We start from the raw sequence: 19,458 nt of genomic DNA, 5'->3' as shown, positions 1-19,458 counted from the left end.
TGCTATTGCGTGGCCTATCCTGCCAACCCACCTGAAAGAGAGGACCCCGCAACCAGCGTTGCGGGGTCCTTTGTGTTATCGCTCGAGTCGCGGCTTAGACCCTTTGGTCTGGCAAGGGCCAGCTAAATGGCAGACCCGAGCCCGATCAGACGGGTATGGCAGCCCCTGCCGGTGGCGGGGTGATTTTCGAGGCGATCAGTTGGCGCAGGCGGGGCACCAGCAGCAGCAACACCACGCCGCCCGCCAGCGAGCCCCAGCCGAGCATATTGAATACCGAGCTGTAACCCGGGTTGGTGGCGACCGGGGTGCTGCCGATATTTTGCGGCATGGCGCCGGAGACATACCCCGCCAGCACCGAGGCGATGCCGGTTACCATCATCCAGCAGCCCATCATCAAGCCTTGCAGGCTGGCGGGGGCCAGCTTGCCAATCATGGCGTAGCCGATGGGGGAGATCAGCAGCTCGCCCAGACTCTGCAGCACATAGCTGATGGCGATCCACTTGAAGGCGACCAGCCCGTCGGCGCCCGCCAGATGGATGCCGATGGGCAGCACCAGCATCCCCAGCCCCATGCAGAACAGGGAGGCGGCAAACTGGGAGGGGATATCGATATTCCACCCCTGCTCGCGCAGCCGCTTGAACAGCAGCGCCATCAGCGGCCCACCGATGACGATGACGAGGGTATTGATGTTCTGGATCCACTGGGGGGCGACCCGCAGCCCGAACACGTTGAGGTTGATGTTGTGCTCGGAGAAGAGCATCAGCCCCATGGGCGCCAGCTGGTAGAGCGACCAGAAGATGAGCGAGCCAAGGGCGAGGATCAGGTAGGCCACCATGCGGCTGCGCTCGGCAGCGTCCGGGTGGCGGGCCGTCATCACGCAGAGCAGCACCAGCACCACGGCCCCCAGGATCAGCACGAAGCTGCCGCTGAAGCTGGCGTGGGTCAGCAGCAGGCGCAGGGCGGGCACCAGCAGCGCCAGAATGGCGAGGCCGCCGAGCATCCGCAGGTAGAAGGCGCGCCCCTTGATGTGGCGCAGCGGCGTGTTGATATCCGCCAGAATGGGCCAGAAGAACAGGGTGGCGATGATGGCCAGCACGTTGCCGAGGGTGGCGAACAGGAACAGGGTGCGGTAATCCTCTGTGAGCTGGAAGTAACCCGCCACCGAGAAGCCCATAAAGAAGCCCAGATTCATCCCGGCGTAGTTCCACAGGAAGGCGCTCTCGCGGCGGTGATCGTCCGGGGCGAAGCGCTGGGTCAGCATCATGTTGAGGCAGGTGACGTTGAGGCCGCTGCCGGTGAGGAACATGGCAAGCCCCCAGTAGAGGCCGGTGATCCCCATCTCGGCGATGAGATAGCAGCCGATCACCTGCAAGACCATCCCCATCACGAACAGGTTGCGGTTGCTGAGGTAACGCCCGCCCAGATAGCCGCCAAACAGGTGCAGGCCGTAGTTGAAGGCACCGAAGATCCCCATCATGGCGTTGGCCTGGGATTCGCTAAAGCCGAGCCGCTTGGTGGCGTAGAGCACCAAAGTGGAGTAGAGCACGGCAAAACCCAGGGTGGCGAAGGTCTGGATAAAGAACAGGGCGCCTGAGCCGGGTGGGACGGCGGCGTGATGAGGGTGTGGTGTCGAAGCGCTCACGGTTTGTCTCCTGTGAGAAGAGAGAATCACAACTCATCCTGAGAGCGTACCGGTCTGCTGCCGGCTAGCCTTTGGCGCTTCCATGCTGGTTTCAAGGCTGGTCTGTCATTTAGCGACCAGCCCGATCAAATTGCCAGACCTTAAATTTAATCCGGCGCGATTAATTGCTTTTTATTGATCCATTCCGCCTTTTTATGCGCATTTCTCCGTGGTGTCAGCCCGATTTTCCACGCAGTTGCGGTACGTCTGATGTGATCAGCTTGGCCATTTTGTGTCGATTTTGGCTCAATAGTGAGATCCCCATCCCGTTTTTAACCCCGTCACGCCGCGATAGCCCGGCCGTTGTATCGCAGGTTGTTTATTCATCTGTGGGCGTTGGGTGAATAAATATCGGGGAGAGGGGGGCTTGATTGTGTCGCTGGTGAAATGAATGAATGGAGGGCTGTAGGCCTGATTAGCGCAGCGTAATCAGACGATCGCGAAACAGGGGGCCGCCATTTTGCGGGCAATCCATCTGCTCTTTCTATTTCCGTAGCCACTGATGGTTGCGGTGCGGCCGATTACGCTTCGCTAATCGACCCTACTTGATTCCACTCTTATTGCTTGCAGGTGCAATGCGCTGCGCTTATTGCACCCTACGTGTTACGCGGCGGCCCGAGGGGGGCTTGCGCGTATTCCCTCTCCCCTTGGGAGGGGGGCTGGGTGAGGGGAGGTGCTGGTCGCCAGATATAACAACGCCCGGCTGGCCGGGCGTTGTGGTGCGACAGGATGGCGGTGAAAACGCCCCTTAGAAGTCGTGGTAGAGCGGCCAGCCGAGCAGCGGGTGCTTGAGACCGGCGCGCATCTCGAAGTTGTCGAGCTTCTCCGGCGAGGCGTTCTCTTTTTGCAGCAGCTGGTATTGGCGCACGAAGCCGAGGGTGTGCAGCAGGTTGGGGACAAACCCCTTGCTGAGATCCTGACGCAGACCGGCGATCAGCTCGCCCGGCAGCTCTGCCAGCAGCAGCTCCAGCTGGGCAGCCAGATAGTCGGTGTCGTACCACTCCTCGTTGAGCTCAATCTCCCGCGCCAGTTTGCGCTTGAGATCCTGCTTCACCTTCAGTTTGGCGGCGCCGCTGCCGTTACCGCAGAGAATGCGGTAGAGCAGCGCTTCGGCCAGTTTGTCTTCCATGGTCGGGTGGTCGTTTTCGCAGGCGAAGCAGTGCTGATCCAGCAGGGTCATCAGGCGAGCCTTGTTATGCTCGGCCAGTGCTTTTTCGTACTCCTGCCACCCTTGCCACTCTTCTACGTCCGGCGGGCTGGAGATCTTGTCCAGCAGACGAGCGTCCACATCCCCAAAGAGGTTGTTGCCGCCGGGCTGCTTGCTGCTGACGGATATCAGCATCGACCAGCCCTTCTGGAACGGCTTGATGGGCCCTTCCGGCGCTTGCAGCAGGGCGAGCGCTTTGGCGGTGTCGCGCTGGGAGAGCTCCTGCAGGCCGAGGCTCACCACGCCGATGACGTCGTGGGCGGCCTGTTCCAGCAGGTGCATCTTGTACTTGTTGTAGTACTTGTCGGCGAACTTCAGGCTCATCAGCACCGCCTTGCCCTTGATGGCGGCGAGCTGCTGGTCGGTCAGCCGTTCGTTTTCGCGGCCAAAGCGCAGCACCTGAGTGAGAAAGGGGCCTTGATTGACGTCGCGTATCACTAGTTGCATTGCGGGGTTCCTCAATCCAGAAAGCTGAACATGTCGTCGACTTCGGCGTACTCGTCCTCGACCTTGTTCTTCTCTTTGGCCTGCATCACCAGCTCGCTGGCGAACTTGTTGATGATCCCTTCCCAGCTGGAGTGCTCGTTGCGCAGCAGTGCCTTGATGGATTTCTCCACCTCGGGGGTCAGCTCGCGGATCAGCATCAACAGGCTGCGCGGGTCATCCAGCGCGTAGTCGTGGGCATCTTCGCTCTGCTGGCGGTTGCTGTAGGAGAGCGCCTCTTCCAGATCTTCCTCTTCCGCATGCAGGGGGTCGTGGAACCCTTCGTCATCCTCGTAGCGATCGCCACGGTAGAACTCGATAAAGGGGATGGCGAGGTAGAAGAGACCGGCCGGATCGTCGGCGACGCACTCGAGGATCTCGCGCTGCTTCGTTTCGCTCTCCTGGGTGCGGATCAGGTAGTTGAGGAAGTCGAAGGTGTGCTGTTGCAGCTCTTCGGCGTTGTTCTTGATCGCCTCTTCCCAGTAGAGGGGCTGCTGGCAGACGATGTCGCGGATCCGCTCCGGGGTCATCAGCTCCGCGATGATGGAGGGGAATGACATGTCATGCTGGCCGTTGATCTGGGTCAGGGTGACGATATCGATCTGTTCAATGACTTCGCCCAGCTGCTCATCGGACATGGTTTTGGCGATCAGCTCGAACTTTTCGCTGGCCTGCTTCGGCTCGATAACGGCCAGCTCTTTGATCTCGATGGCGGTAATTTCTATCAGACTGTTGTTCATGCGTTGCCCCAATTAGAAACGTACTTCGTCGTACATATCCTGATCGCCGTCGTCGTCACCATCACCGTTGTAGTCGGCGTCGGCATCTTCCCCGTCTTCATCTTCGTCGTCACGCAGCTCGTAGTCGTCATCGGCACGGCGGCCACCGCGCGGCAGCGGGTTGTCGAGCTGGAACAGCACGGCGCAGGCTTCGATCAGCTGATCTTCGCTCTGGGCCCGTACCGCCTTGACCAGCGGCAGGTCGGCATTGTTGAACGCCACCGACACCTTGAACTCGTCCCATGAGGGTTGTACGCCGCCGGTGAGCCATTTGTTCCACTCGGGCTTGGCCTTGGCCGGAAACTGCACCCGGCCATAGAGGGCCAGCGGCAGGTATTCCGGCATAAACTCCAGCATGCTCATATCGGCCAGCAGCAGGGTCTTCATCTGGCCGGTGAACTGTTCCAGCGCCTTGGGGTCGTCCTGATCCCGGTAGGATTCGATGTTCTCGCTCGCGTCACTTATCAGCGCTTTGATCCGCGCCTGATCCCATTTCTTTTGCATAGTGGCTCTTGTTTCCTGCGTCGGCATCAGGGGTAGAACTGATCCCACATCTCCTGCATGGCAGCAGCGGGATCGGTCACGATAACGTTGTTGAAATCCTTGATAAAGGCGGCGCGCTGCTTCGGATCGGACAGCACTTCATAGGCCTGCTTTACCTGGTGCAGCTTGATGGCTGCCAGCTCTCGCTCTTCTTCGCTCGCCCCTAACAGCTTATCGGGGTGGTACTGGTTCGACAGCCGGCGATAGGCTTTTTTGATGTCGTTTTCGTTGGCGTTGGACTTGACGCCCAGCACCCGAAAGTAGTTGTTCATGGCAGATCCTGCATCACTGGCATCATCGGATTCACACTGCGGGTGCCTGATGGTGGGGATTGGCAAACCAGGCACGGCAAAAACCCGTCATTTTAACGGAAACGGCCCCCCAAAGCGATGAATTGGGCGACGAATTAAGGGGCGGGATGAAGAGGTGTCAGTTGAGCGTCTATTGTTGCCAGTCGCTCTGGCCAGTGCAAGGGGCGCGCACGGGAAGACGATGAAAAAATGGTCAGGGGTGAGCTTGATGGGATATTGACGGGATATGGCGGCGGCAGCGCAAATCGGGCTGCCGCCGCAGGGGTTACTCCTCCCAGAAGGAGGCGGAGGTGTGGTAGATCATCTTCTTGCTCATCCCGCCATCGACCACCAGATTGGCGCCGTTGATAAAGTCGTTCCGGGGATCGGCCAGAAACAGGCAGGCGCGGGTGATGTCGTCGGGACGACCGACCCGGCCACTCGGGTGCTGGCGGTGATCCGCCTCGGTCAGGGTGTGGTAATCCTCCGCCTGGATCCAGCCCGGGCTGATGGCATTGACCGTGATGGGGTCGTCGGCCAGCGAGTTGGCGAGGGATTGGGTGAGGGCAACCAGCGCCCCCTTGGAGGCACCATAGGCATCCCAACCCGGTTCGTTCTGCTGCCAGCGGGTGGAGGCGATATTGATGATGCGGCCATAGGGCTGCCCGCGATTGGCTTGCACAAAAGCGCGGGCACAGAGCATGGCGCCGCGCACATTGACCGTCATCACCTGATCGAACTGCGCAGCGCTCAGATCCTCGAAGCGGGTGTGGAACTTGCTGATGGCGCCGTTGTTGATCAGCAGATGGATGCCGCCGTGTTGCGCGCGCACCTCCGCAAAGAGCCGAGCGATGGCCTGCTCGTCCCGCAGATCGAGCGGGTGAAAGTGGATCTCGGGATGGTCGAAAGAGTGCGGGGCCAGATCGGTGGCGATCACCCGATAGCCTGCCTCGGCCAGCCCGATGCAGAGCTGGCGGCCAATCCCGCCAGCGGCGCCGGTGACCAGTGCGATTTGTTTACCGTTCATTGTGCCGCTCCATTGCGAGCCCGCAGCACCTTGATCAGCGCCGAGACCTCCTGCTGACCAAACCCTTGCGCCACCCCTTCCTCAAACAGCTCTGCGGCAAAGCGCGGGAAGCGGCTGTCGATCCCGGCATCGGTGGCATGACCGGCGAGGCGGCTGATGGCGGCGCTCCAGGTTTTCAGGCTGGCGTAGGGGTGATCGAAATCGCCGCTCGCCAGCGTCTTGCCAAGGTGGGCCACATCGCCACCGAGAATGGGGGAGAGCTCGCTGAACTGGGCGCACACCTTGGCTACCGGCAACCCTTCCGCCTCGCAGATCAGCGCGCCGTGCAGAGCACCGAGCAGACCACCGGCAAAGTAGGCGGCGACGGCGCAATCTTGCGCTGCGGCGGCGCCCACTGCCTCGGCCACGTGGTCGAGGGTAGGGGCGAGCAGGCGTAGCACCGGCTCTGCTTCGCTAAAGGCTACGCTGGCCCCCGAGCAGATGATGCTGGCATCGCTGGTGCCGATCTGATCCGGGAAGCAGAGGATGGCGCCATCAAGATAACGGGCGCCGCGGGCGTGGCTCCAGCTTTCCAGCGCTCTGGCCCCCTGCGGGCTGCCGGTGGAGAGCTGCACCAGCAGCTTGCCCGCCACGGCGTCGCTCGCCTCGTCCAGCAACTGCTGGCTGACGGCGTAGTTATCGACGCAGACAAGGGTGATGTCGCTCGCGGCAATGGCCGCGCCAACCGAGGGGGCGAGTGTTGCACCCAGTGCCTGTAGCGGGGCCGCCTTGGCGGCGTTGCGATTCCAGACGGTGACCGGATGGCCCGCCTTGAGCAGGGTAGTGGCGAGGGCGGAGCCCATGGCCCCGAGGCCGATGACAGAGAGATGGCGCATGATGGCTCCTGGCTGTGTTGATAGACACTGATATAGAAAATTGGGATGCCTTGTGGCAGGTAAGCCACTATATTTGCCCCGTGTCGCCGTGAAAAATGGCTTTTATGACTGTCTGGTATAGGTGAATTCTATGGATGTGCGAACCCTGCGCGCGTTTGTTGCTGTCTTTGAGGAGCGCAACATCACGGCCGCCGCCACCCGCCTCTTCATTACCCAGCCCACCCTCTCCACCACCATCAAGACGCTGGAGGATGAGCTGGGGGTGACCCTGTTTGTGCGGCAGGCGCGCGGGGTGGAGGGGACCGAAGCGGCGCACCGGCTCTATCCCCGTGCCAAGCGGCTGATTGCCGATACCGACTCCCTCGCCCGCGAGTTTCGTGAAACCTCCCCTTGCCTCGAAGTAACGGTGGGAATTGAGGCAGATTTGGGTGATGGCGTGGTGGGTGCGCTGGTGCAAGGGGCGCTCGCCCACGAGGAGATCCTGCTGACCCTGGAGGAGGGCTGCTGTGGCGATGTGCGGCTGGGCTGTGAATCCCTGCGCTGTGGCGACGAGCTCTTTATCCCCCTGCTGGAGGAGGAGTTCGTGCTGGTGCTGCCGCCGGATCACCCGCTGGCGGGCAAGGGGGCGCTCACCCCGGCAGCGCTGGCGGACCAGCCCTGGGTTACCTGCCCGCGCCATGACTCCCACCTGCGGCTGATCGCCATCCTCGGAAATCAGGCGCCGCTCTACCCACGGCGGGCGGGGTCGTTGCGACTGGCAGCTACCATGGTGGCTGCTGGCGCGGGTATCGGCTGGTTGCCCCGTTCACTCTGTCCACCCGGTTGTACGGTGGCCGAGCTGGCGGCATCTTCCTTCAAGCGTCGAGTAGGGCTCTGCTACGCCCCCGATGCGTTGCGCTCGGCGGCGGTGGTCGCCTTGCTGGAGCAGCTACGCGGGATGCAGCTCCCCGCCTGATGTCGGCATAAAAAAGGGCCATCCGGTTGGGATGGCCCTGTTGAAGGCAATGATATTGCGTGGCTAGAGCGACGCCCACCAGAGCCGCAGCTGCAAGCCCCACTTCGAACTCCAGCCGGTGGTGCTGCTCACCAGCTCGCCATCCCTGATGACGAGGAAAGTCGGCGTTACGCCCACCTGCCACTGGGCGGCCAGCTCTCCCGATTCGTCGTTGTGGGTCGGGAAGGTGAGCCCCTTCTTGCCCATCCCCTTGCCTAACTGCTCGGAATTGCCGGAGCGCAGCGCCACCGTCAGTACGTTGTCCCCCTCCTGCCAGAGTTGCTGCACGGTCGGGGTGGTGAATCGGCACACCCCGCACCAGCTGGCCCAGTAGTAGACCAGCAGCGGCTTGCCGCGGCTCAGGGTGGCGAGATCCGTGCTGGTGCCGTCCTGCAGGGTGACGGGGGCGCTCATCGCCCCTTCAGGCAGGGTCGGGCTGCGCCACAGATCCAGCAGGGTCGAGATGACCAGCGCCATCAGCAGCAGCCAGAGCGCCTCCTTGCCCCAGCGTCGCCAGCGGGGTTGAGGGTGGGTGCTTGCCATCCCTTACCCCAGCTTGGCCAGTTCGGCCTTCACCAGTTGCTCCAGCTCCTCATAGGGAACGGCGCCCGGCACCAGCTGGTTGCCAATCAGGGTCGCCGGAGTGCCCTGTACCCCGAGGATGGTGCCGATGCGCAGGCTGTTGCGCAGCTCCTCGGTCGCCTTGGCGGCCGGTTTGAGCGCGGTATTGCCGGTGGCGGCCAGCGCCTTGTTGATATCCGCTTCGGTCAGCATCCCCTGCTTGCTCATCAGCTTGTCGTGCAGGGTGAGGAAGCTGGCAGGATCCTGCTGCCACAGGGTCAGGCTGTACTGGGCCGCCTTGGCGGAGGTCTGCCCCTTGAACGGCAGCAGCTTGATCACCAGCCCCAGATCGTCCGGATAGGCCTTGAGCAGCTTGGTCAGCTGGGGATCGAACTGCTTGCAGTAGGGGCAGTTGTAGTCGGTGAACAGCACCAGGGTCAGCTTGGGATTCTTGGCGCCGAGGCGCGGGCTGGTGGCGCTGTTGAACAGCACATCCTTGTTGCCCTTGATGAAGTTGCCAAGCTGCGCCTCTTGGGCCGCCGCGTTCTGCTTCTCCCAGGATTCAGCCGCCTCATCGAGGATCTTGGGGTTGGCGATCAGGGTTTCGCGGATCAGCTCCTTGATGCGCGCCTCCTGCTCCGGGGTGAAGGGGGCGGCGTGCAGGGTCGGAGCCAGCAGGGCTGCGGAAAGGGAGGCCAGCAGGGTCAGGGCGCTCAGAGTCGGTTTCATGGGTACTCCTTAAAATCGGGTAGTGCCAGCCTGAAGCAGGCCAGCCTTGTGCAACGTGGTCAGCAGCTCGTCCTTGTCGAGCAGGGGCGACAGCGTGACCCCCTGCGGCAAGTCCGGGCCGTAAATCTGGTTGAAGGGGACCGCAGCCGCCCCGCGCTGGCGCAGGAAGGCGGCGATGGTGTCGCTCGGTTTGCTCCAGTCACCGCGCAGGGCCACCACATCGGGGGCCAAGAGGGCCTGTTGCACCTCATCGCGCAGCAACACGTTGTATTTGTTGGCCTTGCAGGTCACGCACCAGTCGGCGGTGACATCGATAAAGACCCGCTTGTTCTGGGCTAGCGCATCGGTGATGGCGCGTTCAGAGAGCGGCTGCCAGACCACCTTGTCGACGCTGGCCGTACCTTGTGCGCTAAAGGCGCCACTCAGCAGCAGGGCGCTGCCAATCAGGGCGGCGAGGGAGATCGCCAGCGTGAAGCCGCGCATGCCGTAACGCCAGACGATGGCGAGGATCAGCCCCAGCACCATGGCCGTCATTAACCATCCGGTGGCATAGCTGCCGAGATGGTTGGCGAGCAGGCTGGTCAGCCAGAGGCTGGAGCCCAGCATCATCAGACCGAGCAGGATGCGCAGATGGTTCATCCAGCGCCCCGGTTTCGGCAACCAGAGGGCGAGTCGTGGCAGGGCCGCTACCAGCAGCCAAGGCAGGCTCATGCCAATGCCGAGGGCGGTGAAGATCAGCCACAGCTGACCGAGCGGCGCCGCCAGCGCAAAGGCGACCGCAGTGCCGAGGAACGGTGCTGAGCAGGGGGTGGCGAGCAGGGTGGCGAAACTCCCCTGCAGGAAGTGGCCGCCGAGGCCGTTGCCGCCGCAGGTGGCGAGGCGAGTGCTGAGAGCGCTGGGCAGACGGATCTCGAACAGCCCCAGCAGGTTGGTGCAAAACAGCAGGGTGACCAGCACCATAAAGCCGATAAAACCGGCGCTCTGGAACTGGATGCCCCAGCCGACTGTACCTTGCGTGGCGCGCAGCAGGCTGCTCATGGCCGCCAGTACCCAGAAGGAGGCGATGATCCCGGCGCTGGCAGCGAGGAACTGCCTGCGTACGGTTCCCTGTTCACGCGCCTGATGTTGCAGCACAGTTCCCAGCTTGAGCGCCAGCACCGGCAGCACGCAGGGCATCAGGTTGAGGATAAGGCCGCCGAGCAGCGCCGCCCCCAGCAACCAGAAAAGGGACTGGCTCGGCGCTGGCAATACGAGCGCTTCGCCAATCGAGCCTTTGCTTTGCCACGCCTGTTCGCCGCTGGTGAGCAGCAGGCCGAGGGATTGACCGCGCAGATCCGGCGCATCCCCCTGCCAGCCATCGCTCACCGGCACCCGGGCGATCAGGGTGTTGCCCTCGACCTCAAGCGCCGGTTTGCCAAACTCGGCCCCCTCCAGAGCGTCGATAAAGAGCGCTGGTGATTGCCAGCCCTCTGCCCGCTCGGCGCGCAGTTGCAGTTGGTTGTGCTGATAACCGAGCTCGACCCGGGTTTCGGCGGGCAACTGTTGGGGTAGGGTGCTCATCGCCTTCGCCCAGGCAAAATCGAAGTCGGGTGGGGCGGCGCTATCCACCGCGAGGGTGAAGGGAAAGTCGGTCAGGATGCAGACATTGCTGCAGGTGGAGAGGCGTAGAGTCCCCTTGAGCGCCTGCTCTGCCGGATAGGTGAGGCTGAGGGGGAAGGTCACGTCCCCCTGATAACCCTGGGTGCTGAGCCCGGCTACCTCGAAGTGGCGCGGCACCGGCCAGTGCCACTGCAGCGCAGCGATGGGCTCATGCCACAGGATCTGGGGTGCAATCCCCCCTTCGCCCGGGCTGTGCCAGTAGGTCTTCCAGCCCGACTCCAGCTCGACATCGAGCAGGATGCGGGTTTGATCTGCCGTGCTGCGGTCGGCTTGCAGCCGTACCCTGGCGTGATCATTCTGTGGGCTGGTGAGCCAGCCCGTGTCGCTGGCCAATCCCATGGATTGCCACAGCAGACCGCCCAGTAGCAGGGCCGCCTTGAAGAGATTCGACATCTTTTTGGTCTCGCAAAAATGAGTGACAGCTAACGAAAGAGCGCAGCCGAACTCATTCCCGCCAGACGCAGAGGGTGAGGTGCAGACGCCGTTCGGGCGGCGAGATGACTCTGGGAGGGGGCAGTGGCGGTGTGTAGCGCCAAAGGGGGGCCAGCAGGGCGATCAGCATGGCCACGGCAAAGAAGAGTTGTTCGACGCAGAGCAGGGTGGCGGCGCTCAGCCACTTGCCGTTGAGCTGGCAACTGGTGGGCTGCAGGCTGGCCGGTTTGGCATCTCCCTGATCTGTCGTAGCGCCTGGGACGGGCAGTGCCTGACAGCTGAGGGCGTGATCGAGCAGGGCCAGCCGGGCCAGCGGCTGGGCCGCACAATTGAGCACCAGCAGGCAGACCAGCAGCAGGAGATGTTTCGCTACCCGTTGTTGCAAAATCATGTTCGCCCCGTCCATCAAGATGGGGCCATCCTAACGACCAATGGCGGGTGGGGCAAGTCAGCGCCGTATTTATGAGCAGCGCAGTGGGTGGTGCGATAGGGCAAGGTGGTCGGTTCTGTTTGGCGAACGCTTGTTCGCTAAAAGGGGGATCAGTATACTGCGCCGAGTTAAAACTCGAGGTGTTCGATGCTCAAAATTGCCCGTGTGCTGCTGCTTGGTCTGCTGCTCATCTTCTGGTTCCTGTTCGGCCTGCTGCTCTGTCTGGTTCGTCCGCGCCATCCCAACAACGTCTATGTCTTCGCCCGCATGTATCACGCGGTCTGCCCGCTGATCGGGTTGCGGGTCAAGGTGACGGTGGCCGACGAGGTCAAATCGGTCGGCCCGGCGGTCTACGTCTGCAACCACCAGAGCAACTTCGACATCTTCACCGTGACCGGTGCGGTGCAGCCCGGTGTGGTGGCGGTCGGCAAGAAGAGCCTGCTCTGGCTGCCTTTCTTCGGCCTCATCTTCTGGCTCTCCGGCAACGTGCTGATCGATCGCTCCAACCGCTCCCGTGCCATTGGCACCATCGGTCAGGTGGTGGATCGCATCAAGAATCGCGGCACCTCCATCTGGATGTTCCCGGAGGGCACTCGCTCCCAGGGGCGCGGTCTGCTGCCATTCAAGGCGGGCGCTTTCCACACAGCGGTACAGGCTGAAGTGCCGGTAGTGCCCATCGTCTGCTCCAGCTACTTCGGTCAGATCGACCTCAACCGCTGGGATAACGGCGAGGTGCTGCTGGAGGTGATGGCTCCGGTCTGCAGCAAGGAGCACGGCGCCAGCGGCATTCGCGATCTCTCCGAGACCTGCCGTGCCCGGATGGAGGCCAAGCTGGCCGAACTGGACAGCAAGCTGGGTCACAACCGCGCTGCCTGACGGATATCGCCGATGAATCGACAAGGGAGCCACTGGCTCCCTTTTTGTTGGTGAAAATCACCACCTCGTTGGCTTTTTTCACCAATAAACCCTTCTTGAATTTCCTCTAAAAAACCTCATCTATCTGTAAAACAACGATAATTTTTCTTGGCACGGCTCTTGTAATGCAATGGGGAGAGATAGCCATCCCATCAACAAGGAGCCAGACCATGAGCGTATTCAGCCGCCTGACCGACGTGATTAATGCCAACTTGCACAGCCTGCTCGACAAGAGTGAAGAGCCGGAAAAGATGCTGCGCCTGATGATCGAAGAGATGGAACAGGTGCAGGTCGAGATGCGTACCCAGGCCGCCCGTGTGATTGCCGAACAGAAACAGCTGGAGCGTCACCAGCAGGCTTTGCTGGTGCAGATCCAGGAGTGGTCGGCCAAGGCCGAGCTCGCCATCCAGAAGGGGCGTGAGGATCTGGCCCGTGCTGCCCTCACCGAGAAGTTGGCAGAGGCCAGGAAATGCGAACAGCTGGAGCAGGACAAGGCCCGGGTGGCCGAGGTGCTGGCCCAGCTCACCGCCGACAGCGAGCGACTGGCGGCCAAGCTGACCGAGGCCCGCGAGAAGCAGAAACTGCTGACCCTGCGCGAGCAGACGGCCCACAGCCGCATTCGTGCCCGCGCCCAGGTGGACAACCAGCGCATGCATGAGCTGATGGCCCGCTTTGACGGTTTTCAGGGCCGGGTCGATCAGCTGGAAGCCCAGCTGGAGGCGGCCACGCTGGGGCAGAATCCCTCGCTGGAGGCCCAGTTCCGCGAGCTGGAGCTCAATGACGAGATCGAGCGCGAGCTGGCTCGTCTCAAAGGCCAGAAGGCGGAGGTGTAACCATGAGCCCCTGGCCCAAGGATCTGGTGCATCGCAAGCTGACCGGGGTCTGTGCCGGTATTGCCAGGCGGTTGGGGGTCTCCAGAGTCACGGTGCGGGTGGTGGCCCTGCTCGCCCTGATCCTGATGCCGCCGCTGGCACTGGCCGCCTATCTGCTGGCGGTGCTGGTGATGCCGCCCCGTTATGAATTGAAGCGTTGGCTGGATTGACCGAGTGGTGGACCAGCCGGCAGACAAGGTACTGATAAGGAGCAAGTTATGCTGGAATTTTTCATATTGCTGGTGGTGCTGCTGGTCATGGCACTGACCGGTTTTACCCTGGTAGCCATGTTGCTGGTGAGCGGCCTGTTTGTGCTGCTGGGGGCGCTTGGCGGCATGCTTGCTCTGATCATCAAGCTGGCCCCCTGGTTGCTACTGGTGCTGGCGGTCTGCTGGCTGATCAGCCACCGCAGCAAGCGTTCCAATACCTATCTGTAACTTACCTGTAGTTGTGCAATACGTTGTGTGATGCTCCCTGATTTCCCCTTTCCGGCCACTCATTGAGTGGCCTCTTTTTTGCCTGTAACCCTCAGGGCTGGGTGGCTGCGGCGAGCCACTGCGGGCTCCAGCTCTGCCAGAGTGCCGGGCTGTGGATCAGCTGCTCCTTGAAGGATTTTGGTTGCTGCTTGAGGCGGTACTCGATGCGCAGGGCCGCCCCTTTCTCGCCGACTGCTTGCTGCCACACCAGTGCCAGCGGTCCCTTGCCACGCAGAGCGCGGGAGCCCTTGCCGCTCTGGTGCTGGCGCAGGCGGCGCAGCGGATCCATGCTGATCCCGGTATAGAGCAGGCCGGTGGCGGTGCGCACCATATAGACAGACCAGCGGGCAGGCGAAGGGGATTGTGGCGCGGGGGTAGCTGTCGCAGGTTCTCTCATTCGAACTCTCTGTGCCAAACTCAGAGGCAGCCCAAGGAGGTGCGATGAGAGTCTGGTTCTGGTTGTGGTTACTGTTGTCGGTCCCTGCTCTGGGGGAGACGATCCGTCTCTATGATTACCATCAGCATCCGCCCTTCAATACCGCGGTGGATGCAGGCCTGAGCAGTGAGCTGGTCAAGTATCTCAATGAAAAGCTGGGGGGTGAACCCAGAATCGAACTCTGGCTGGTCAATCGTGCCCGGCTGGGACTGGAGATGTCGGATCCCGCCTTCGATGGTCTGGTCGCCTGGGTCAATCCCGCCTGGGTGGGGGATCCCCAGCGAGAGCGCTATCTCTGGACTTTCCCGGTGATGCGCGACACCAACGAGTTGATCTCGAGCATCGACAACCCGATTACCTATCGCGGGCCTGACTCCCTCAAGGGGTTGGTATTTGGCGGGGTAGAGGGGTATCGCTATCAGGGCATCGACGATGCGGCAGGCCGGGGTGAGCTGGAGCGCCACGATGCCAAGAAGGTGAAGACCAATCTCGATCTGCTGCTGCGCGGCCGCATCGATGTGACCCTGGTGAGCGGGTCGGCGCTGGGATTCTTCATCGGGTCATCCCACTATCAGGGCAAGCTGTTTATCTCGCCCTTTCCCCAATCCAGCTATACCCGCCATATTCTGGTCCCCAAATCCCGTGCCGAGCTCCATGCTCGCCTCAACCGCATTGCCGAGCAGATGGACAAGGACCCCCGCTGGCACAAGGTGCTGGAGTCCTATCGCGTCACCCCCTGAGGGCGGCGTTTGAGCCGGTGCAGCGGCAGCAGGCTCACCAGCAGACCCGCCCAGATAAAGGCGAAACCGACCGTCTTGATGGGATCCGGGGCCTCATGAAACCAGTAGATGGCGAGCAGGAAGGCGAGGCTGGGTTCGATATATTGCAACAGCCCGACCGTACTCATTCGCGTGTTGCTGACGCCATAGCTGAACAGCCCCACTGGCAACAGGGTGGCAATGGCGCTCCCAATCAGTAGTAGCTTGTCGCTTACCTCGCCAGCAACGAATAGCCCCTCTCCATGCCATGTATGCCAGCCGATGAGCAAGATTGCGATGGGAAGTTGCACCATGGCTTCCAGATAGAGGCTGGTGCCGGTGTCATAGTGGATCATCTTCTTGATCAGGCCGTAACAGGCAAAGACTCCCCCCATGATGAGGGAGTACCAGGGGAGCTGGCCATAGCAAAAGAGCATGTAGGCCAGTCCCGCCAGTGCCAGTGCGACCGCCAGGTGCTTTTGTGGGGTAAGGCGCTCTTTCAGGAAGATGACCGCGAATACGATATTAAACAGCGGTGTCATGAAGTAGGCAAGGCTGGTGGTCAGCACCTGTCCGGTGGTCAGGCACCAGGTAAACATGCTCCAACTGATGGTCATGACGGGGCCCGCCAGCAGAATGAGGCCGAGCTGGCGTGGTTCGCTGCGCAGTTTTGCCCAGGGCACTTTGTGACCCAGCAGTAGAAACAGCCCCCCTAGCAGCACCACAGACCAGAGGATTCGGTGCGAGATCAACTCCCACATCTGCACGCCTGGCATGAACTGAAAATAGAGTGGCAATAGACCCCAAACGATGAATGCCAAGGCAGTCGTACCTGTACCCAGCCAGTTTTTCATTATTATCCGTTTATTAAATTAAACACCCATGGCGATAGTAGGGCGCACGCCCTTTTTCCACAAGAGGGAAAACAGGGAAATGCTGGTACTATCAACATCATGCAGCGAATCGATAAGTTGTTTGAGCAAATCAGGGCTTGCCGTCTGTGCGAGGCTCATCTGCCGCTGGGGCCTCGTCCGGTGATCCGCGGGAGCGAGAGTGCCCGCCTGCTGATCATCGGTCAGGCGCCCGGCACCCGGGTGCATGCCAGCGGTATCCCGTGGGATGACCCCTCCGGTGACCGGCTGCGGCAGTGGCTCGGGGTCGATAAGGCCACCTTCTACGACGAATCCCGCATCGCCATCATGCCGATGGGGCTCTGCTATCCCGGCAAGGGCAAGTCGGGGGATCTGCCGCCACGACCCGAATGTGCCCCCACCTGGCACGACAAGGTGTTGATGCTGCTACCGAACATCGAACTGACCCTGCTGATCGGCCAATATTCGCAAGCCTACTACCTGCGGGGGGCGGCCAAGGGATCGCTGACCGAGACGGTGCGTTGCTGGGCCGACTATGGCCCCGGCTGGTTGCCGCTCCCGCATCCCTCCCCGCGCAATACCCTCTGGCTCAGGAAGAACCCCTGGTTCGAGCAGGAGATCGTCCCCCATCTGCAGCAAAGGGTCGCCCCTTTGCTGGAACGACCCTGAGCGCTTAAACCGCCGGTTCGGCCAGCGGTTTGGGTTTGCTGCGCGCCATGGCGACCAGCGGCAAGATGATGCAGAGGCACCCCAGCAGCAGCGGCAAGCCCGGCTGCTCGTCAAACAGCCACACCCCGATGGCCACCGCCATCAACAGGCCGGTGTACTCCGCCGAGGCGATCTTGCTAGCCTCCGCCTTGCGATAGGCCACCACGCACAAGCCCGCGTAGACCATGATCAGCGCCGAGGAGCCGAAGGCGGGCCACCACATCTGCCACTGCCAGTCGCCCCCTTCCCACAATGCCAGCGCCAGAATGAAGGGCATGCTCAGCACGTTGGTGAAAAACAGGGTCTGGGCGATGGGCTGTTTGAGCGGGATCCGCTTGATCAGCAGATTGTTGAGTGCCATCGACAGCGCCACCCCGAGTGCCGCCAGCGCGGCCCAGTTCACCTCGGTCGGTCGCAGCACGATCAGTACCCCGATAAAGCCGATCAGCGCGGTCAGTACCTTCTGGCGCGAGATCGCTTCCCCCGCCATCCACACCGCCAGCGGCACCATCATCAGCGGGGCGGCATAGAAGAGGGCATTGGCGGTGGCGAGCGGCAAGCGGGTGAGGGCGACCACCATCAGGCAGACGCCAACCGCCCAGATATGAGCCCGCAGCAGGTGCCACTTGATAGCCACCGGCGGGTTGCGGCGCCATGACCAGAGCAGCCAGGGCATCAGCAGAATGGCGGCGGAGAGCTGGCGAAAAAAGACAAACTGGAAGATGGGCTGGCTCGGCTCCAGTACCTTGACCAGTGCATCGGAAAAGACCGCCACCATGTTGCCCAGCACCAGATAAAGGATGCCGATCCCTACTGCATTCATACCACCTCCCACTTCAGATGAGGGGAGGGTAGCGCGGGGGTTGTTATCCAGTAAAATGATAAAAAATGACCATACATGAGATATTTAGATAATGAAGCTGCCTCCTCTTCGTGCCGTGCAATATTTTGAAGTGGTTGCCCGGTTGCTCAGCTTCTCCCGCGCCGCCCTTGAATTGAACGTCAGCCAGAGTGCGGTCAGCCACCAGATCCGCCTGCTGGAGGATTTTCTGGGTGAGCGCTTGCTGCTGCGTCAGGGGCGGCTACTCTCGCTGACGCCGCAGGGGGAGAGCTACTTTGAGGGGATTGCCGCCGGGCTCAGCCAGATTGCCCAGAGCAGCGAGCAACTGCGTGGTGGCGGCGAGATGCGGCTGCGCCTTGCGGTCTACAGCTCGTTTGCGGTGAAGTGGCTGATCCCGCGGTTAGCCGGATTGCGCCAGCTCTACCCCGAGCTGGATCTGAGTCTGGAGATGGTGGCGGAAGATCCCGAGCTCTCCGATCGGGTGGCCGACTGCTTTATCACTGTGTCCCCCCACGGGCGCGGCTACTGTCACGATCTCATCTATCAGGAGCGGCTCTTTCCGGTCTGCAGTCGCCGCCTGTTGCAACAGGTCAGCGGGGAGTGGCCTGAGGCCATCTGGCAGTTGCCGCTGCTGTCGGTGCAGTCCATCTACAAGGCGCGGGGGGAGGATTGGCAGCGCTGGGCCAAGGCGGGCGGGCTGGTTATTCCGGAGGAGGCGCGGATGCACCACTTCAGCCATGTGTTGCTGGCGATGGAGGCGGCGGCCTGGGATCAGGGGGTGGCGTTCGTAAACGACTACATGTTGCGGCCCGATGATCCCCAGCTGGTTGCCTTGCCGGTACACCAGCTGGAGACGGGAGATGCGTTCTACTTCACCTGCAAGCGCTCGCGGGCCCATGAGCCCGCCATCAGCCGGTTGCGCCAGTGGCTGATGATGGAGACACGCCAGAGCATGCCGCTCTAGCCTGCGTCGTTACACTCTCTTGAACTGGCTCAGCACAAACAGGCGGGTGGCGCAGACCACCACAGAGGGGCTGGTCAGGGGAGTGTCCTGATAGCGTCGGAGAAACCACCGCTATCAGGATATTTGAGGATCAAGCGCGCTTGAATTGGCTCAGTACAAACAGAGTGGTGGCACAGACCACCACTGAGGGGCCAGCCGGGGTGTCCTGATACCAGGAGAGCGTCAGCCCGCCGAGTACGGCGAGGCAGCCAATCAGCGCGGCAAAACCGGCCATCTGCTCCGGCGTCTGGCTGAAGCGGCGGGCGGTGGCGGCGGGGATGATCAGCAGGGAGGTGATGATCAGCGCGCCGACAAACTTCATCGCCACGGCAATCACCAGCCCGATCAGCAGCATCAGTACGCAGCGCAGCACATCGACCCGGATCCCTTCTACCCGCGCCAGCTCTTCCGAGATGGTCATGGAGAGCAGGGGATCCCACAGTCGCCACAGGGTGAGCAGCACCAGCGCGCCACCGCCGTAGATCCAGATCAGATCCATCGGTTGTACCGAGAGCAGGTCGCCGAACAGGTAGGCCATCAGATCCACCCGCACGTTATCCATAAAACTCAAGGTAACCAGACCGAGGGACAGGGCGCTGTGGGCCAGAATGCCGAGCAGGGTATCGGTTGCCACCTGCTGGTTGCGGCTCATGATCACCAGCAGCATAGCCATGGCAAGGCAGCAGACCACTACCGCCAAGGTGAGATCGACCTGTAGCAGGATGCCCAGCGCGATGCCGAACAAGCAGGCATGGGAGAGGGTATCGCCAAAATAGGCCATCTTGCGCCATACCACGAAGCTGCCGAGGGGGCCGGCCAGCAGGGCGATGCCGAGACCGGCCGCGAGGGCGTATAACAGAAAGCTGTCCACTTGATGATCCTGTCGG

General features: G+C 61.9%; 23 protein-coding genes. 8 read left to right on the top strand and 15 right to left on the bottom strand.

Annotation, left to right across the window (positions count from 1 at the left end; translation table 11 throughout):
- Positions 1-145: 145 nt before the first annotated feature.
- The 7 genes from LD28_RS0104080 to LD28_RS0104050 all read right to left on the bottom strand — a co-directional run bounded on the left by LD28_RS0104080 (position 146) and on the right by LD28_RS0104050 (position 6,885).
- Complete coding sequence (locus LD28_RS0104080; protein ID WP_033135741.1) at positions 146-1,642, bottom strand: peptide MFS transporter; 1,497 nt, start codon at positions 1,640-1,642, stop codon at positions 146-148.
- Between the two features lie 787 nt (positions 1,643-2,429).
- Positions 2,430-3,335 carry a cold adaptation protein AtcC gene (atcC, locus tag LD28_RS0104075; protein ID WP_033135740.1) on the bottom strand — a complete coding sequence of 302 codons (906 nt, stop codon included), beginning with the start codon at positions 3,333-3,335 and terminating at the stop codon, positions 2,430-2,432.
- A gap of 11 nt (positions 3,336-3,346) precedes the next feature.
- Positions 3,347-4,111, bottom strand: coding sequence for a cold adaptation protein AtcB (gene atcB, locus LD28_RS0104070; RefSeq protein WP_033135762.1), 765 nt, complete (start codon positions 4,109-4,111; stop codon positions 3,347-3,349).
- A gap of 12 nt (positions 4,112-4,123) precedes the next feature.
- Positions 4,124-4,654, bottom strand: a complete 531-nt coding sequence (gene atcA, locus LD28_RS0104065; RefSeq protein ID WP_033135739.1) for a cold adaptation protein AtcA — start codon at positions 4,652-4,654, stop codon at positions 4,124-4,126.
- A gap of 26 nt (positions 4,655-4,680) precedes the next feature.
- Positions 4,681-4,965, bottom strand: coding sequence for a cold adaptation protein ActJcold adaptation protein ActJ (gene atcJ / locus LD28_RS0104060; RefSeq protein WP_033135738.1), 285 nt, complete (start codon positions 4,963-4,965; stop codon positions 4,681-4,683).
- Between the two features lie 304 nt (positions 4,966-5,269).
- Complete coding sequence (locus LD28_RS0104055; RefSeq protein ID WP_033135737.1) at positions 5,270-6,010, bottom strand: SDR family NAD(P)-dependent oxidoreductase; 741 nt, start codon at positions 6,008-6,010, stop codon at positions 5,270-5,272.
- The gene (locus LD28_RS0104050; protein ID WP_033135736.1) at positions 6,007-6,885 is read right to left on the bottom strand and encodes an NAD(P)-dependent oxidoreductase; all 879 of its coding nucleotides are present in this window, start codon (positions 6,883-6,885) and stop codon (positions 6,007-6,009) included. The genes LD28_RS0104055 and LD28_RS0104050 overlap by 4 nt, the downstream gene beginning before the upstream one ends.
- 130 nt (positions 6,886-7,015) lie before the next feature.
- On the opposite strand from LD28_RS0104050, the gene LD28_RS0104045 reads away from it, so the two are divergent.
- Positions 7,016-7,840 (top strand): LysR family transcriptional regulator, encoded by an 825-nt coding sequence (locus LD28_RS0104045; protein WP_033135735.1) that lies wholly within the window; start codon positions 7,016-7,018, stop codon positions 7,838-7,840.
- Between the two features lie 63 nt (positions 7,841-7,903).
- On the opposite strand, the gene LD28_RS0104040 is transcribed toward LD28_RS0104045, so the two are convergent.
- From LD28_RS0104040 to LD28_RS0104025, 4 genes are read right to left on the bottom strand one after another with little or no spacing between them, the layout of a single operon-like run.
- A complete protein-coding gene (locus tag LD28_RS0104040) occupies positions 7,904-8,422 on the bottom strand; it encodes a protein disulfide oxidoreductase (RefSeq protein ID WP_033135734.1) in 519 nt (172 codons plus the stop codon).
- Between the two features lie 3 nt (positions 8,423-8,425).
- Positions 8,426-9,169: a DsbA family protein gene (locus tag LD28_RS0104035; protein WP_033135733.1), complete on the bottom strand. Its 744-nt coding sequence runs from the start codon at positions 9,167-9,169 to the stop codon at positions 8,426-8,428.
- 9 nt (positions 9,170-9,178) lie between these two features.
- The gene (locus LD28_RS0104030) at positions 9,179-11,221 is read right to left on the bottom strand and encodes a protein-disulfide reductase DsbD family protein (RefSeq protein ID WP_033135732.1); all 2,043 of its coding nucleotides are present in this window, start codon (positions 11,219-11,221) and stop codon (positions 9,179-9,181) included.
- 52 nt (positions 11,222-11,273) lie between these two features.
- The gene (locus tag LD28_RS0104025; protein WP_033135761.1) at positions 11,274-11,651 is read right to left on the bottom strand and encodes a hypothetical protein; all 378 of its coding nucleotides are present in this window, start codon (positions 11,649-11,651) and stop codon (positions 11,274-11,276) included.
- 186 nt (positions 11,652-11,837) lie between these two features.
- Here LD28_RS0104025 and LD28_RS0104020 point away from each other — a divergent pair, with 186 nt between their 5' ends.
- The 4 genes from LD28_RS0104020 to pspG all read left to right on the top strand — a co-directional run bounded on the left by LD28_RS0104020 (position 11,838) and on the right by pspG (position 13,914).
- Positions 11,838-12,566 carry a 1-acylglycerol-3-phosphate O-acyltransferase gene (locus LD28_RS0104020; protein ID WP_033135731.1) on the top strand — a complete coding sequence of 243 codons (729 nt, stop codon included), beginning with the start codon at positions 11,838-11,840 and terminating at the stop codon, positions 12,564-12,566.
- A gap of 209 nt (positions 12,567-12,775) precedes the next feature.
- Positions 12,776-13,438: a phage shock protein PspA gene (gene pspA / locus LD28_RS0104015; RefSeq protein ID WP_033135730.1), complete on the top strand. Its 663-nt coding sequence runs from the start codon at positions 12,776-12,778 to the stop codon at positions 13,436-13,438.
- Positions 13,439-13,440: 2 nt separating this feature from the next.
- The gene (locus LD28_RS0104010; RefSeq protein WP_005335873.1) at positions 13,441-13,647 is read left to right on the top strand and encodes a PspC domain-containing protein; all 207 of its coding nucleotides are present in this window, start codon (positions 13,441-13,443) and stop codon (positions 13,645-13,647) included.
- 48 nt (positions 13,648-13,695) lie between these two features.
- Positions 13,696-13,914 carry an envelope stress response protein PspG gene (pspG, locus tag LD28_RS0104005; RefSeq protein WP_033135729.1) on the top strand — a complete coding sequence of 73 codons (219 nt, stop codon included), beginning with the start codon at positions 13,696-13,698 and terminating at the stop codon, positions 13,912-13,914.
- 91 nt (positions 13,915-14,005) lie between these two features.
- Here the strand turns inward: pspG and LD28_RS0104000 are convergent, their stop codons facing one another.
- The gene (locus LD28_RS0104000) at positions 14,006-14,350 is read right to left on the bottom strand and encodes a GIY-YIG nuclease family protein (RefSeq protein ID WP_033135728.1); all 345 of its coding nucleotides are present in this window, start codon (positions 14,348-14,350) and stop codon (positions 14,006-14,008) included.
- A gap of 44 nt (positions 14,351-14,394) precedes the next feature.
- Here LD28_RS0104000 and LD28_RS0103995 point away from each other — a divergent pair, with 44 nt between their 5' ends.
- Entirely contained in the window at positions 14,395-15,129 is a 735-nt protein-coding gene (locus LD28_RS0103995; protein WP_033135727.1) for a substrate-binding periplasmic protein, read from the top strand.
- Here LD28_RS0103995 and rarD read toward each other — a convergent pair.
- Positions 15,111-16,001 (bottom strand): EamA family transporter RarD, encoded by an 891-nt coding sequence (gene rarD / locus LD28_RS0103990; RefSeq protein WP_033135726.1) that lies wholly within the window; start codon positions 15,999-16,001, stop codon positions 15,111-15,113. The two genes, LD28_RS0103995 and rarD, sit on opposite strands and share 19 nt — an antisense overlap.
- A 99-nt stretch (positions 16,002-16,100) precedes the next feature.
- On the opposite strand from rarD, the gene LD28_RS0103985 reads away from it, so the two are divergent.
- The gene (locus LD28_RS0103985) at positions 16,101-16,688 is read left to right on the top strand and encodes a uracil-DNA glycosylase family protein (RefSeq protein WP_033135725.1); all 588 of its coding nucleotides are present in this window, start codon (positions 16,101-16,103) and stop codon (positions 16,686-16,688) included.
- A 4-nt stretch (positions 16,689-16,692) separates the two neighbouring features.
- On the opposite strand, the gene LD28_RS0103980 is transcribed toward LD28_RS0103985, so the two are convergent.
- Positions 16,693-17,550 (bottom strand): DMT family transporter, encoded by an 858-nt coding sequence (locus LD28_RS0103980; protein WP_033135724.1) that lies wholly within the window; start codon positions 17,548-17,550, stop codon positions 16,693-16,695.
- 91 nt (positions 17,551-17,641) lie between these two features.
- Here LD28_RS0103980 and LD28_RS0103975 point away from each other — a divergent pair, with 91 nt between their 5' ends.
- Complete coding sequence (locus LD28_RS0103975; protein ID WP_033135723.1) at positions 17,642-18,532, top strand: LysR substrate-binding domain-containing protein; 891 nt, start codon at positions 17,642-17,644, stop codon at positions 18,530-18,532.
- Between the two features lie 130 nt (positions 18,533-18,662).
- Here the strand turns inward: LD28_RS0103975 and znuB are convergent, their stop codons facing one another.
- Positions 18,663-19,442, bottom strand: a complete 780-nt coding sequence (gene znuB, locus LD28_RS0103970) for a zinc ABC transporter permease subunit ZnuB (protein WP_033135722.1) — start codon at positions 19,440-19,442, stop codon at positions 18,663-18,665.
- Positions 19,443-19,458 lie beyond the last annotated feature (16 nt).

Origin of the sequence: Aeromonas finlandensis (assembly GCF_000764645.1) — a bacterium.
GTDB classification, from domain to species: Bacteria; Pseudomonadota; Gammaproteobacteria; order Enterobacterales; family Aeromonadaceae; genus Aeromonas; species Aeromonas finlandensis.
Note: the sequence above shows the minus strand (reverse complement) of the source record. Positions and strands in the feature narration are given on the sequence as shown.

What these genes read in the sequence shown, in the direction of transcription:
- atcJ (WP_033135738.1), bottom strand. Translation starts at nt 4,965, where the DNA reads ATGAACAACTACTTTCGGGTGCTGGGCGTCAAGTCCAACGCCAACGAA.
- LD28_RS0104000 (WP_033135728.1), bottom strand. Translation starts at nt 14,350, where the DNA reads ATGAGAGAACCTGCGACAGCTACCCCCGCGCCACAATCCCCTTCGCCT.
- rarD (WP_033135726.1), bottom strand. Translation starts at nt 16,001, where the DNA reads ATGAAAAACTGGCTGGGTACAGGTACGACTGCCTTGGCATTCATCGTT.
- LD28_RS0104055 (WP_033135737.1), bottom strand. Translation starts at nt 6,010, where the DNA reads ATGAACGGTAAACAAATCGCACTGGTCACCGGCGCCGCTGGCGGGATT.
- LD28_RS0104010 (WP_005335873.1), top strand. Translation starts at nt 13,441, where the DNA reads ATGAGCCCCTGGCCCAAGGATCTGGTGCATCGCAAGCTGACCGGGGTC.
- atcA (WP_033135739.1), bottom strand. Translation starts at nt 4,654, where the DNA reads ATGCAAAAGAAATGGGATCAGGCGCGGATCAAAGCGCTGATAAGTGAC.
- LD28_RS0104030 (WP_033135732.1), bottom strand. Translation starts at nt 11,221, where the DNA reads ATGTCGAATCTCTTCAAGGCGGCCCTGCTACTGGGCGGTCTGCTGTGG.
- LD28_RS0103975 (WP_033135723.1), top strand. Translation starts at nt 17,642, where the DNA reads ATGAAGCTGCCTCCTCTTCGTGCCGTGCAATATTTTGAAGTGGTTGCC.
- LD28_RS0104025 (WP_033135761.1), bottom strand. Translation starts at nt 11,651, where the DNA reads ATGATTTTGCAACAACGGGTAGCGAAACATCTCCTGCTGCTGGTCTGC.
- atcB (WP_033135762.1), bottom strand. Translation starts at nt 4,111, where the DNA reads ATGAACAACAGTCTGATAGAAATTACCGCCATCGAGATCAAAGAGCTG.
- LD28_RS0104045 (WP_033135735.1), top strand. Translation starts at nt 7,016, where the DNA reads ATGGATGTGCGAACCCTGCGCGCGTTTGTTGCTGTCTTTGAGGAGCGC.
- atcC (WP_033135740.1), bottom strand. Translation starts at nt 3,335, where the DNA reads ATGCAACTAGTGATACGCGACGTCAATCAAGGCCCCTTTCTCACTCAG.
- LD28_RS0103995 (WP_033135727.1), top strand. Translation starts at nt 14,395, where the DNA reads ATGAGAGTCTGGTTCTGGTTGTGGTTACTGTTGTCGGTCCCTGCTCTG.
- pspG (WP_033135729.1), top strand. Translation starts at nt 13,696, where the DNA reads ATGCTGGAATTTTTCATATTGCTGGTGGTGCTGCTGGTCATGGCACTG.
- LD28_RS0104020 (WP_033135731.1), top strand. Translation starts at nt 11,838, where the DNA reads ATGCTCAAAATTGCCCGTGTGCTGCTGCTTGGTCTGCTGCTCATCTTC.
- LD28_RS0103980 (WP_033135724.1), bottom strand. Translation starts at nt 17,550, where the DNA reads ATGAATGCAGTAGGGATCGGCATCCTTTATCTGGTGCTGGGCAACATG.
- LD28_RS0104050 (WP_033135736.1), bottom strand. Translation starts at nt 6,885, where the DNA reads ATGCGCCATCTCTCTGTCATCGGCCTCGGGGCCATGGGCTCCGCCCTC.
- LD28_RS0104040 (WP_033135734.1), bottom strand. Translation starts at nt 8,422, where the DNA reads ATGGCAAGCACCCACCCTCAACCCCGCTGGCGACGCTGGGGCAAGGAG.
- LD28_RS0103985 (WP_033135725.1), top strand. Translation starts at nt 16,101, where the DNA reads ATGCAGCGAATCGATAAGTTGTTTGAGCAAATCAGGGCTTGCCGTCTG.
- LD28_RS0104035 (WP_033135733.1), bottom strand. Translation starts at nt 9,169, where the DNA reads ATGAAACCGACTCTGAGCGCCCTGACCCTGCTGGCCTCCCTTTCCGCA.
- pspA (WP_033135730.1), top strand. Translation starts at nt 12,776, where the DNA reads ATGAGCGTATTCAGCCGCCTGACCGACGTGATTAATGCCAACTTGCAC.